Here is a 13553-nt window from a genome sequence, read left to right as displayed (position 1 = left end):
AGCTTCAAGGCTTCAAGCAGTTTCGATTGGCGAAAAATTCTTGATCAGGTCATCCAGCTGCTTGAGCTGGGTGAGGAACGGTTCGAGCTTATCCAGACGCAGGGCGCAGGGACCATCACACTTGGCATTCTCAGGATCCGGGTGCGCCTCGAGGAACAAACCGGCAAGCCCCTGGCTAAGGCCGGCCTTGGCCAGATCGGTGACTTGCGCACGACGGCCTCCGGCAGAATCGGCGCGGCCTCCCGGCATCTGCAGCGCATGTGTGACATCGAAGATCACCGGATATTGCATCCGCTTCATGATGTCGAAACCGAGCATGTCGACCACCAGGTTGTTGTAGCCAAACGACGAGCCGCGCTCGCAGAGAATCAACTGATCGTTACCGGCTTCTTCGCACTTGGTAAGAATGTGCTTCATTTCCTGCGGCGCGAGAAACTGGGCTTTCTTGATGTTGATCACCGCACCTGTTTTGGCCATTGCAACTACCAAGTCGGTCTGGCGCGAGAGGAAGGCCGGCAACTGGATGATGTCGCAGACCTCGGCCACCGGCTGTGCCTGATGGGGCTCGTGCACATCAGTGATCACCGGCACGCCAAAGGCTTTCTTCACTTCTTCAAAGATGCGCAGGCCCTCTTCCAGGCCCGGGCCACGGAAGGAGTTGATGGACGAGCGATTGGCCTTGTCGAAACTGGCCTTGAAAATATAAGGAATACCGAGCTTCTCAGTGACCTTCACATAGGTTTCGCAAATCTGCAGCGCGAGGTCGCGGGACTCCAGCACGTTCATGCCACCGAACAGCACGAACGGCTTGTCGTTGGCAATTTCGATATTGCCGACGCGGATGGTCTTCTGGCTCATGCCTTGCCCGCCTTGTGATCCAGCGCTGCCTTGACGAAACCACTGAACAGCGGATGGCCGTCGCGTGGTGTGGAAGTGAATTCCGGGTGGAACTGGCAGGCCACGAACCATGGATGATCAGGTGCTTCGACTACTTCGACCAGTGCACCGTCGCCCGAGCGACCAGTGATTTTCAAGCCGGCTGCCTGCAGCTGTGGCAACAGATTGTTGTTCACTTCATAGCGATGGCGGTGGCGCTCGACGATGCGCTCCTTGCCATAGCAAGCAAAGACATTGGAGCCCGCCTCAAGGCCGCACTCCTGCGCACCCAGACGCATGGTACCGCCCAAGTCGGAAGCATCGGTACGGGTCTCCACAGTGCCGGTAGCATCCGCCCACTCGGTGATCAGACCGACAACGGGATGACCGCTGTCCTTGTCGAACTCGGTCGAGTTGGCGTCGGTCCAGCCGAGCACGTCACGGGCGAACTCGATTACCGCCACCTGCATGCCGAGGCAGATGCCGAGATAAGGAATCTTGTTCTCGCGCGCGTATTTGACCGTGGCAATCTTGCCTTCGACGCCGCGCAAGCCGAAACCGCCCGGAACCAGAATCGCATCCATGCCTTCCAACAGACCGGTGCCCTGGTTTTCGATATCTTCGGAGTCGATGTAACGAAGGTTCACTTTGGTACGGCTCTGGATCCCGGCGTGGCTCATCGCCTCGATCAGAGATTTGTAAGCATCCAGAAGTTCCATGTATTTGCCGACCATGGCGATGGTGACTTCTCTTTCAGGATTCAGCTTCGCGTCTACTACGCGGTCCCATTCGGAGAGGTCAGCGCCGCCGCATTCCAGGCCGAAGCGCTCGACGACGAAATCGTCCAGACCCTGCGCATGCAGAACACCTGGGATCTTATAGATGGTGTCGACATCTTCCAGGCTGATCACCGCGCGCTCTTCGACGTTAGTGAACAACGCGATCTTGCGGCGCGAGGACACATCGATAGGATGGTCGGAGCGGCAGACCAGCACGTCAGGCTGCAGGCCAATGGAGCGCAGCTCCTTGACCGAGTGCTGAGTCGGCTTGGTCTTGGTCTCGCCAGCGGTGGCGATGTACGGCACCAGCGTCAGGTGCATCAGCATGGCGCGCTTGGCACCGACTTCGACACGAAGCTGGCGGATCGCCTCGAGGAAAGGTTGCGACTCGATATCGCCAACGGTACCGCCAACTTCCACCAGCGCGACATCAGCATCACCAGCGCCCTTGATGATCCGGCGTTTGATCTCGTCAGTGATGTGCGGGATGACCTGGATGGTCGCGCCCAAGTAATCACCGCGGCGCTCGCGACGCAGCACGTCTTCGTAAACACGGCCGGTGGTGAAATTGTTGTTCTGGGTCATGGTCGTGCGGATGAACCGCTCATAGTGACCCAAGTCCAGATCGGTCTCAGCGCCGTCGTGGGTAACGAACACTTCACCGTGCTGAAACGGGCTCATGGTGCCCGGATCGACGTTGATGTAAGGGTCCAGCTTGAGCATCGTGACCTTCAGGCCCCGCGCCTCCAGGATGGCCGCCAATGAAGCCGAGGCGATGCCTTTCCCCAATGAAGAAACAACACCACCCGTGACGAAGATGTAGCGCGTCATGAAAAACCCTAGAAGTCTGCGTTAAGCGGTCAGCGCCGCCGGGGAAAAGCGAAGGTGCCACTGCGCCTGGGGCGGCAATAGCGCAACTGCTACGGTTTTCGAAGAAAGCCGCAGAAAGCTGTATTGGGACGGGAGCGTAGTCTACTCGAAAGACCCCATCAGCTCAAACCTGACGTCGGTCGGCGGCGTCCAGATCAGTGACAGCGCCTGGGCATTCAACTGCGGCAGATTCGCCACGGCAACCAGCTCGTCACCGCGGTAGAGCAATGGCAGGCGCGGGCGAACGAAACCCGGCACTCCGGCCTCGTTGAGCAATCGCTTGAGGTCACGCCGCCCTCGCGCGGGCACGTTCAGCGACTCACCGCCCTGGCGGTAACGTACCTGTAGCGAGCCCTTGCTGTCGTGGTGGCCTGCCAGGCGCAGGCTGCCATTGCTTGGCAGTTGGAGAGCGGTATCAGGCCGCAGCCAGTGGACCGGCTCGGTCGGCGCCACCAGCCAGGGCCCGGAAAGCCACCAGATGCGTCCGTCTCCCCTATGCATTTCGCCTGCGGCCAACCGCCAGACCGGCGCGGCATCCACTGCGGCGTCGCGCAACGCGTCCCAGCCGACCCAATGATCGCTATCGGGAAGCGTCGTCCGCCCCACCAGCCAATGCCGTAGCGCATTGCGCTGGCGGGCCGGACTGAGCTTCGTCAGTGCAGACAGGGAGAGATTCGGTATTGCCAGCCATGGATGACGCCCGTTCGGCCGAGCTTGGTGAAGATCGATCTCGGCCAGTTCGTTCAGCAAGTGCTGCGCCTCGGCGAGATGCCCGGCCGCGCGCGCCATGCTGCCCGACACGCCCGGCCAGCGACGCTGCAGCAGCGGCATGACCTCATGACGAAGGTAGTTGCGCGCGTGATCGGTGCATTGATTGCTCGGATCATCGATCCAGACCAGCCCGTGCGCTTGCGCATAGGCTTCGAGCTCAGCACGTCTGGCGTTCAGCAGTGGCCGCACCAGCCAACCGCCGCCCAGCACTCGTGCGGCGGGCATGCCGGCAAGCCCCCGCACGCCCGCGCCGCGCAGCAGACGAAAAAGCAATGTTTCGGCCTGATCGTCTCGATGCTGGGCAGTGAACAGCACCTCGGCAGTGCGCACCTGTTCGCCGAGCGCGGCATAGCGCGCCTCTCGGGCTGCGCGCTCTAGGCTTGTGCCGGGCTCGACCCGAACGGGTACGACCTGGAGCTCCAAGCCCAGCGCTTTGCAGAACGATCGACAATGCGCCGGCCAGCCATCAGCAACCGACTGCAGCCCATGGTGAATATGGATCGCGCTTATCGGTGGCAGTCGCTCGCGAGCCGATAAGCGCGCCAACATATGCAGCAGTACGCTTGAGTCGAGCCCGCCAGAAAACGCCACGTGCCAACGAGGCGCGGCACGCCAGGGTTGCAGGGCATCAAGCAGGCGGGACTCGAGAGACATGGGTAGCAGCTCTGCAAACACAGGAACACAGGGACATACGAATAGCGGCCAGCATAAACCGGAAAGACCAGGCGCAGCAGGCGAGCCCCAGGGACGCTTGCGTCATTGGCTTTTGCAGCAGGCATAAAAAACGGCGGGATAGCCCGCCGCTTTTAGCAACCCGAGGTAAAAGTCAGGCGATACCGTAGCTCATCAGACGCTCGTAGCGACGGGTAAGCAACGCTTCGGTGTCGAGCCCCTTGAGCATTTCGAGCTGAGCGGTCAGCTCTTCGCGCAAGGATGCAGCTGTCGAAGCCGGATTCCGATGGGCGCCGCCCAACGGCTCGGAGATCACTTTGTCGACGATTCCCAGGTCTTTCAGACGCTCGGCAGTGACACCCATGGCCTCGGCCGCTTCCGGCGCCTTGTCCGCGGTACGCCAGAGAATCGAGGCACAGCCTTCGGGCGAGATTACCGCGTAGGTGGAATACTGCAGCATATTCAGCTGATCGCAGACACCGATTGCCAACGCACCGCCCGAACCGCCCTCACCGATTACCGTGGCAATGATCGGTGTTTTCAGACGTGCCATGACCCGCAGGTTCCAGGCAATCGCCTCGCTCTGGTTGCGCTCTTCAGCATCGATGCCAGGATAGGCACCCGGGGTATCGATAAAGGTCAGGATCGGCATCTTGAAGCGCTCGGCCATTTCCATCAGACGGCAGGCTTTACGATAGCCTTCCGGACGCGGCATGCCGAAGTTGCGGCGCACCTTCTCCCGGACCTCACGGCCTTTCTGGTGACCGATGATCATGACCGGCTCACCGTTCAGGCGCGCCGTACCGCCAACGATAGCAGCGTCATCGGAGAAGTGGCGATCGCCATGCAGCTCTTCGAATTCGGTAAAGAGATGGCTGATGTAATCGAGTGTGTAGGGACGCTGCGGGTGGCGAGCCAAGCGGGCAATCTGCCAGCTGGTGAGATTGCCGAAGATGCTCTCGGTGAGCGACTCACTCTTGTCTTGCAGGCGGGCAATTTCATCGCCGATATTCAGCGAGTTGTCGTTACCAACCAGGCGCAATTCTTCGATCTTGGCTTGCAGGTCGGCGATCGGCTGTTCGAAATCGAGAAAATTCGGGTTCATAGGCATCCGTCATGCGTCGACGGCCAGGCGGCCGGGAGGCTGTTCCGTTTTTTGCGCCCTACCTTACGGGACGGACGCATTCAGGTCGAACAAAATGTTCGCAATCATGACCCGATCCAGGATCGAGCCGGTTAGGGACATCATTCGGGTCGCGCACCAGAATTGGCGCGCAGATCCGCTACGTCCCGCTATCGGTATTGCAGAAAGACGTTGTCGCGCCCGAACTGGTCACGCAATGCCTGAATCAAGTTGTCGGCCGGATCGATCCGCCAGGTTTCGCCAAACTGCAAAAGCGCCCGCGCGTCGCTACCGGTGTACTCCAGCGTGATCGGACAGGCGCCGCGGTGACGCCCGCAAACATCGGCCAGCCAGCGTACTCGATCACCCTTGAGCGCATCGCTGGCGACCTTCACCCGCAAGCTCTCAGCCAGCCCGGTACGCGCCTCCTCCAGGCTCATCACTCGCTTGGCGCGCAGGCGCAGGCCGCCGGAGAAGTCATCGTTGCTGACCTCGCCTTCCACTACCACGAGCGCGTCGGTCTGTAGCAGAGCCTGCGCACTGTTGAAGGCTTCGGCGAAAAGCGACGCCTCGATTCGTCCGGACCGGTCATCCAGGGTAATGAAGCCCATCTTGTCGCCTTTCTTGTTCTTCATCACACGCAAATTGACGATAAGCCCGGCAATGGTCTGTTCGCCCCGAGCTGGTCGTAGGTCGATGATCCGCTGACGGGCGAAACGACGTACTTCACCCTCATACTCGTCGATCGGATGGCCGGTGAGATACAGGCCCAGCGTGTCTTTTTCTCCCTTCAGGCGCTCTTTCAATGACAACTCGCGAGCCTTGCGGTGATTGGCGTACACGTCCGCTTCGGGCTCGGCGAACAATCCGCCAAACAGGTCCGCATGGCCACTGTCGAGGCTGCGCGCAGTCTGCTCCGCCGCCTGGATGGCTTCCTCCATTGCCGACATAAGCACCGCGCGATTGCGGTCGATATTGGCCTGATAGGCCTTTGGCTCATCAGAGAAGTACGGCCCGAGCCGATCCAGTGCACCTCCTCGGATCAGCGCCTCCAGGGTTCTCTTGTTGATGCGTTTGAGATCGACGCGGCTGCAGAAATCGAACAAGTCCTTGAACGGCCCCCCTTCGTTACGGCACTCACAGATCGCTTCCACCGGCCCCTCACCGACGCCCTTGATGGCGCCCAGCCCGTAGATGATCCGCCCCTCGTCGCTTACGGTGAATTTGAATTCCGAGTTGTTCACATCCGGCGCGTCGATGCGCAGCTTCATGCTGCGGCATTCTTCAATCAGCGTGACCACCTTGTCGGTGTTATGCATATCCGCCGACAACACTGCGGCCATGAACGGCGACGGGTAATGCGCCTTGAGCCAGGCCGTCTGGTACGAGACCAGACCGTAGGCAGCCGAGTGAGATTTGTTGAAGCCGTAGCCGGCAAACTTTTCTACCAGGTCGAAGATGTTGCCCGCCAGATCAGCATCGATGCCGTTATTGGCACAACCCTCAATGAAGCCGCCGCGCTGCTTGGCCATCTCCTCGGGCTTTTTCTTACCCATGGCGCGGCGCAGCATGTCCGCCTGACCGAGCGTATAGCCGCCCATGACCTGAGCGATCTGCATCACCTGCTCCTGATACAGGATGATGCCGTAGGTGGGCGCCAGTACCGGCTTGAGGCCTTCGTATTGGTAGTCCGAATGGGGATAGGAGATCTCTGCGCGACCATGTTTCCGGTTGATGAAGTCGTCAACCATGCCGGACTGCAGCGGGCCGGGACGAAACAGCGCCACCAGAGCGATGAGGTCTTCCAGGCAATCCGGCTTGAGCTTCTTGATCAGCTCCTTCATGCCGCGCGATTCAAGTTGGAACACCGCCGTGGTTTCGGCCTTCTGCAAAAGCGAGAAGGTCGGCTTGTCGTCCAGCGGGATGAAGTCGATGTTCAGCGGCTCCAGGCCCTTCTTGGCCTGCTCGCGGTTGATCGTTTCCATGGCCCATTTGATGATCGTCAGGGTCCGTAGGCCAAGGAAGTCAAACTTGACCAATCCCGCCTGCTCGACATCGTCCTTGTCGAACTGCGTGACCAGGCTGCCGCCCTCGTCATCGCAAGCAATGGGCGCGAAATCGGTGAGCTTGGTCGGCGCGATCACCACCCCGCCGGCGTGCTTACCGGTGCCGCGCGTGATGCCTTCGAGCTTGAGCGCCATGTCCCAGATTTCTCGGGCATCTTCGTCAACAGCCAAGAAGTCCCTAAGAGGCTCTTCCATTTCATAGGCTTTTTCTAGCGTCATGCCGACTTCGAAGGGGATCATCTTCGACAGTCGATCAGCCAGGCCGTACGACTTGCCTTGCACGCGCGCCACATCGCGAACCACGGCTTTGGCCGCCATGGTGCCGAAGGTGATGATCTGGCTGACCGCGTTGCGGCCGTATTTTTCGGCCACGTAATCGATGACTCGATCGCGGCCATCCATGCAGAAGTCGACGTCGAAGTCGGGCATGGAGACGCGCTCAGGATTGAGGAATCGCTCGAATAGCAGATCGTAGGCCAGCGGGTCGAGGTCGGTAATCTTCTGCACATAGGCGACCAGAGAACCCGCACCCGACCCTCGTCCCGGACCCACCGGCACGCCGTTATTCTTCGCCCACTGGATGAAGTCCATAACGATCAGAAAGTAACCCGGGAAGCCCATCTGGATGATGATGTCGAGCTCGAAATTCAGGCGATCGACATAGACCTGCTTCTTCGCCTCATAGTCGGGCGTATCCTTGGGCAGCAACACCTCAAGACGCTCATCAAGCCCATCGAACGAGACCTTGCGGAAGTACTCGTCCATTGTCATGCCGTCCGGCACGGGGAAGTCGGGCAGGAAGTATGTTCCCAACTGCACCTCGATATTGCAGCGACGGGCGATCTCGACCGTGTTCTCCAGCGCTTCGGGCAGATCGCTGAACAGCTCCCACATTTCCTCAGGTGTTTTCAGGTACTGCTGATCGGAATAGTTGCGCGGCCTCCGCGAATCGTCGAGGGTGCGGCTTTCACCGATGCAAACCCGCGTTTCGTGAGCTTCGAAATCTTCCTGTTTGAGAAAGCGCACGTCATTGGTGGCCACCAACGGGACGCTGCAACGCTGCGCCAATGCTACGGCCGCATGCAGATGCTCTTCGTCGTTGACTCGGCTGGTGCGCTGCACTTCGAGATAGAAACGTTGCGGAAAGACCGCCTGCCACTCGGCCAGCAGCGCATCGGCTAGCGCCTCCTCGCCGTCCAGCAGGGCATGGCCAATCTCCCCTTCCTTGGCGCCGGACAGTGCGATCAGTCCGTCGGCTGCCGCCTTGACCCAGTCTCGCTCAATGATGATCTGATCGTTGCGCTGCCCCTCGGTCCAACCACGCGACACCAGCTCGGTGAGATTCCGATAGCCCTTGCTGTTCATCGCCAGCAGCGTCAATCGGCTGAGCGGGCCATCTTCCTCGCGACTGGCGAGCCAGATATCGGCGCCACAGATAGGCTTGATCCCCGCCCCCTGGGCGGCCTTGTAGAACTTGACCAGGGAGCACATGTTGCTCTGATCCGTGACAGCGACCGCCGGCATGCCTGCGCCTGCCACCGACTTCACCAGCGGCTTTACGCGCACCAGTCCATCGACCAGGGAATATTCAGTGTGCAGACGAAGATGGACGAAAGAGACGGGCATGAACGAACCTTGGACTGGCGAAACGACAAGCCGGGAATTGTACCGGAAAGCCTGCTTGATTAAGGCGGCTGGTGATGGATTGCTTCGTCAGAGGTCGCGACGGCGGTTTCAGACCGGCAAAGCGACCGTGACGCTGACGGGCTCGGCCAGAGTGGCCTGCTCTAGCAGAATGCGTACAGGCGCAAACGAACGACGATGAATTATCGTTGGACCAAGCCGCTGCAGCGCTTCCAGGTGGTTCGGGGTCGGATAGCCTTTATGCGCGGCGAGGCCATAGCCGGGATAGCACAGATCCAGCGCACACATTTCCCGATCACGACTGACCTTGGCCAGGATCGAGGCAGCCGCGATTGCGGGCACCTGCCCATCACCCTGTATTACCGAGGCGCTGGGCACTGCAAGCTGTGGGCAGCGATTGCCGTCGATCAGTGCCAACCGTGGCGTCACGCTCAGACCTTCAACCGCGCGCTGCATCGCCAGCATGGTGGCGTGGAGGATGTTCAGCTGGTCTATCTCCTGCACCTCGGCGCGCGCGATGCACCACGCTAGCGCCTTTTCGCAGATTTCATCGAACAGTGCCTCACGTCGCGCTTCGGTCAGCTTCTTCGAATCATTGAGCCCCTCGATGGGGCGTCGCGGATTTAGAATAACCGCTGCTGTCACGACGGGACCGCAAAGCGGGCCGCGGCCCACTTCATCGACGCCGGCGACCAGCTCTTCGACCAGGTTGAAATCCAGTCCCATCTGCATCAATTCGCCCCGACCAACTCGAGCACCGCGCTAGCGGCCTGACTCGACGCGTCACAGCGCAGGGTTCGATGAATGGCGTCGAAGCCCTCGGTCTGTACATCACCGTTGTCCAGCAAAGGCGACAATAGCTGTGCCATCGCTTCCGGGGTCGCCGCGTCCTGCAAAAGTTCCGGCACCAGCAAGCGTTGAGCAAGTAGATTGGGCAAGGCCACGTAAGGACTTTTCACCATGCGTTTGAGGATACGGAACGTCAATGGCGCAACGCTATAGGCTACGACCATTGGTCGCTTGTACAGCAAAGCTTCGAGCGTCGCGGTACCGGAGGCGATCAGCACCGCGTTGCAGGCGGCCAACGCCTCATGGGAATGACCATCGAGCAGTGTCAACGGAAGATCTCGCCCAACCAGCATCTGTTCGAGCTGAACGCGGCGCTCTGGGCTGGCACAAGGCACCACGAAACGAATGCCCGAACGCATCGAACGAAGCCGGTCGGCCGCGTTAAGGAAGAGCTCACCGAGACGGCCTACCTCCCCGCCCCGGCTGCCGGGCATCAGAGCGACGATCAATCCTTCCTGCGGAAGATCCAGCGCAGCACGCGCCGCGGCGCGATCAGGCTCCAGAGCGATGGTGTCGGCCAATGGATGGCCAACGAAGCGAACCGCTACCTGGTGGGCGTCGTAGAACTTCGCTTCGAACGGAAACAGCGTGAGCATCAGGTCACAGGCGTCACGAATCTTCAACACGCGCTTCTGCCGCCAAGCCCAGACCGAAGGGCTGACGTAATGCACGGTTTTCATACCGTTGCGCCGTAGTTTGAGCGCCAGGTCCAGATTGAAATCCGGTGCGTCGATACCGATGAAAACGTCGGGGCGCACGTCGAGCAAGGTTTTCAACAATCGCTTGCGGCGTGCCAGTAACTCAGGCAGTCGACCGAGCACCTCCACCAGCCCCATTACTGCCAGGCGCTCCATAGGAAAATAGGACTTCAGACCCTGCGCCTCCATTCGAGGGCCACCGATACCGATGAATTGAACATCCGGATGCCGCGCCTTGAGCGCTTGCATCAGACCGGAGCCCAGGATATCGCCGGAGGCTTCGCCGGCCACCAGCGCGATTGTCAGCGGCCTGGGCATATCAGCGAGTGATACCGCGATTCGAGGATTGCACCGAGTCCCGGAACAGCGCCACTTCCGGAAAACCCTGAGCATCTTCAGCGAGCGCAGCCAGCGCGGCTTCGACCGTCAGCCCCTTGCGATAGACGATTTTGTAGGCGTTGCGCAGCGCCAGGATAGCCTCGGAGCTAAAACCTCGACGGCGCATGCCTTCGAAATTCATGCTGCGCGCCTCGGCTGGATTGCCAAATACAGTGACGAACGCCGGAACGTCCTTGCCGATCGTAGTGCCCATCCCCGAAAAGCTATATGCGCCAATGTGGCAGTACTGATGGACCAGGGTATAGCCAGACAGAATCGCCCAGTCGCCAACGTGTACATGGCCCGCCAGCGCGGTATTGTTCACCAGGATGCAGTGATTGGCGATCACGCTGTCATGCCCGATGTGAGCGTAGGCCATGATCAGGTTGTGGTCGCCGATGGTGGTCTCGCTTCGATCCTGCACCGTCCCACGGTGAATGGTCACCCCTTCACGGATAACGTTGTGATCGCCGATCACCAGGCGGGTCGGTTCGCCCTTGTACTTGAGGTCGGGCGTATCTTCGCCCACCGAGGAAAACTGGAAAATCCGATTGTGCCGCCCGATGCGGGTCGGTCCCTTGATGATCACGTGAGGCGCGATCACCGTCCCCTCGCCTATTTCGACGTCCGGGCCGATGATCGACCAGGGTCCGACCTGGACGTCATCCGCCAGCCGGGCCGCAGGATCGACGATGGCGCGAGGGTCGATCAAACTCATATTTTCTGTTCCGCACAAATGATTTCGGCAGAGCATACGGGTTTGCCATCAACGCTGGCGCGGCAATCGAACTTCCATATCCCACGTTTGGCACTGATGAAGGTTGCTTCGAGAGTCAGCTGATCGCCCGGTACGACGGGCTGGCGAAAACGCAACTTGTCCGAACCGACGAAATAATAAAGTGTGCCGTCGGCTGGCTTCACCCCCATCATCTTGAAACCGAGCAGCCCGGCGGCCTGCGCCATCGCCTCGATGATCAACACGCCCGGCATGATCGGGTGCTGAGGGAAATGCCCGTTGAAGAACGGTTCGTTGATGGTGACGTTCTTGTAGGCGCGAACCCGCTTGGCATCCGTGTCCAGCTCCACCACCCGATCGACCAGCAGAAAGGGGTAACGGTGGGGAAGGTATTCGCGAATCTCGTTGATATCCATCATATGAAGAAAAAGCCCGTAAGGATTATGGGAGCCAGCACGGCATCACAGCCATGCAACCCGCTGGCGAAGGCCTCTAGCAGGGGCACTCAGACGACAGGGTCAGGCATCAGAAGACGTATCCCCGCGCGGGGTCACGGAAGCCAGGCGTTTTTCCACTTGTTGCAGTCGGCGAGCCATGTCGTCGAGATGACGAATCCGAGCGGCGCTCTTACGCCACTCCGCTGCCGTCTGCATGGCCGTCCCTGACGAATAGCTTCCCGGCTCGGTAATCGACCGAGTGACCATCGTCATGCCGGTAATGAAGACGTTATCGCAGACCTCGATATGCCCAACGAGGCCGGCACCGCCGGCAATCATGCAGTTACGACCGATTTTCGTACTGCCGGAAATCCCCGAACAGCCGGCCATGGCCGTGTTATCACCGATCTGGACGTTGTGCGCGATCATGATCTGATTATCCAGCTTCACGCCGTTGCCGATCACAGTGTTCGATATAGCGCCACGGTCGATGGTGGTATTAGCACCAATCTCGACATCGTCGCCGATATGCACGCCGCCGAGTTGAGCGATTTTCTCCCAGCTACCCTGCTCGTTGGCAAAACCGAAGCCTTCACCGCCAATCACGGCACCAGGCTGGATGACCACCCGTTCACCGATAATCACGTCATGGCACAGGGTCACCCGTGCCGCCAGCCGACCACCGGCGCCGATACGACTGCGCGCGCCAACCACCGATTGCGGCCCGATTTCAACGTTCGGCCCAATCCAGGCATCAGCTTCGATCACCACCTGCGCAGCAATGCGCGCAGTCGGATCAATTTCAGCACTGGGATCAATGATTGCGCTGGGATGAATGCCGACCGGCGCTTGCAGCCGGATTTCGAACAAATGCGAAAGGCGCGCATAAGCGAGATAAGGGTTAACGACGATGAGCGCCGCCCCCGTATAGCCTTCAGCGTCCCTGGCTGTAAGCAGCACTGCACCCGCTCGGGTCGTCGCGAGATATTTTCTATACTGCGTATTGGCCAAAAAGCTCAACTGCTCAGGGCCGGCATCCTGCAAAGTAGCCAGCCCTGATACTCGTTGCGAAGAGTCGCCGAGCAGCTCAGCCCCCAACCGCTTAGCGAGATCGCCAAGCGTATAGAAAATGCCGCTCATTAGCGCAGCTGGTTCATGCGCTCAATGACTTGGCGCGTGATGTCATATTGTGTTTTTACATCAACTACCGCGCCGCGCTCGAGAACCAGATCGTAGTCGCCTTTCTTGATGACCTCTTCAACAGCCTTGTCCAACTTTGGCTTCAGCTGCTTCAACATGTCCCGATCAGCCGCGGCTTTGGATTCATTGAGCTCTTTGGAGAGAAACTGAAAGTCACGGGCCTTCTGCTTGAATTCCAGTTCCAGGCGCTCGCGCTCGGCCTGTTGCATCTTGTCGCCGTCCTTGCCCAGACGGTCCTGAATGCGTTTGGCATCGCTCTCCAGCCCTTTCAGCTTTTCCAACTGCGGGCCGAACTTCTTTTCCGCATCGACTGAGTAACGCTTTGCAGCATCGGACTCGAGCAAAGCCATCTGATAGTTCATCACTGCAATTTTCATTTCAGCGAATGCAGGCGTCGCAACCATTACGGCAGCAACGAAAAGCAGTTTGGTCAGCTTACGCACGATAATTACCA

At 59.6% G+C, this 13553-nt stretch carries 11 protein-coding genes; all 11 read right to left on the bottom strand.

The features are described 5' to 3' along the window. Positions 1–12: 12 nt before the first annotated feature. The 11 genes from kdsA to CH92_RS06265 all read right to left on the bottom strand — a co-directional run bounded on the left by kdsA (position 13) and on the right by CH92_RS06265 (position 13542). Positions 13–858, bottom strand: a complete 846-nt coding sequence (kdsA, locus tag CH92_RS06315; RefSeq protein WP_025240936.1) for a 3-deoxy-8-phosphooctulonate synthase — start codon at positions 856–858, stop codon at positions 13–15. Then, positions 855–2486 carry a CTP synthase gene (locus CH92_RS06310; RefSeq protein ID WP_025240935.1) on the bottom strand — a complete coding sequence of 544 codons (1632 nt, stop codon included), beginning with the start codon at positions 2484–2486 and terminating at the stop codon, positions 855–857. Before CH92_RS06310 ends, kdsA begins: the two co-directional genes overlap by 4 nt. A 141-nt stretch (positions 2487–2627) precedes the next feature. After that, positions 2628–3950, bottom strand: coding sequence for a tRNA lysidine(34) synthetase TilS (gene tilS, locus CH92_RS06305; protein ID WP_038622871.1), 1323 nt, complete (start codon positions 3948–3950; stop codon positions 2628–2630). A 172-nt stretch (positions 3951–4122) separates the two neighbouring features. Continuing rightward, complete coding sequence (locus CH92_RS06300; RefSeq protein WP_025240933.1) at positions 4123–5073, bottom strand: acetyl-CoA carboxylase carboxyltransferase subunit alpha; 951 nt, start codon at positions 5071–5073, stop codon at positions 4123–4125. A gap of 188 nt (positions 5074–5261) precedes the next feature. Continuing rightward, positions 5262–8783: a DNA polymerase III subunit alpha gene (dnaE, locus tag CH92_RS06295; protein WP_025240932.1), complete on the bottom strand. Its 3522-nt coding sequence runs from the start codon at positions 8781–8783 to the stop codon at positions 5262–5264. A 108-nt stretch (positions 8784–8891) separates the two neighbouring features. Next, a complete protein-coding gene (rnhB, locus tag CH92_RS06290; RefSeq protein WP_025240931.1) occupies positions 8892–9533 on the bottom strand; it encodes a ribonuclease HII in 642 nt (213 codons plus the stop codon). After that, positions 9533–10666, bottom strand: coding sequence for a lipid-A-disaccharide synthase (lpxB, locus tag CH92_RS06285; protein WP_025240930.1), 1134 nt, complete (start codon positions 10664–10666; stop codon positions 9533–9535). The genes rnhB and lpxB overlap by 1 nt, the downstream gene beginning before the upstream one ends. Position 10667: 1 nt before the next feature. Next, complete coding sequence (lpxA, locus tag CH92_RS06280) at positions 10668–11444, bottom strand: acyl-ACP--UDP-N-acetylglucosamine O-acyltransferase (RefSeq protein WP_025240929.1); 777 nt, start codon at positions 11442–11444, stop codon at positions 10668–10670. Further along, a complete protein-coding gene (gene fabZ, locus CH92_RS06275) occupies positions 11441–11881 on the bottom strand; it encodes a 3-hydroxyacyl-ACP dehydratase FabZ (RefSeq protein WP_025240928.1) in 441 nt (146 codons plus the stop codon). Before fabZ ends, lpxA begins: the two co-directional genes overlap by 4 nt. Positions 11882–11980: 99 nt before the next feature. Continuing rightward, positions 11981–13039, bottom strand: a complete 1059-nt coding sequence (gene lpxD / locus CH92_RS06270) for a UDP-3-O-(3-hydroxymyristoyl)glucosamine N-acyltransferase (protein WP_025240927.1) — start codon at positions 13037–13039, stop codon at positions 11981–11983. Further along, positions 13039–13542, bottom strand: a complete 504-nt coding sequence (locus CH92_RS06265; RefSeq protein ID WP_025240926.1) for an OmpH family outer membrane protein — start codon at positions 13540–13542, stop codon at positions 13039–13041. The genes lpxD and CH92_RS06265 overlap by 1 nt, the downstream gene beginning before the upstream one ends. Positions 13543–13553 lie beyond the last annotated feature (11 nt).

Source organism: Stutzerimonas stutzeri (assembly GCF_000590475.1).
In the GTDB taxonomy this organism is placed as follows: Bacteria; Pseudomonadota; Gammaproteobacteria; order Pseudomonadales; family Pseudomonadaceae; genus Stutzerimonas; species Stutzerimonas stutzeri_D.
The sequence above is the reverse complement of the archived record's forward strand: the minus strand, read 5'-3'. Positions and strand labels throughout refer to the sequence as shown.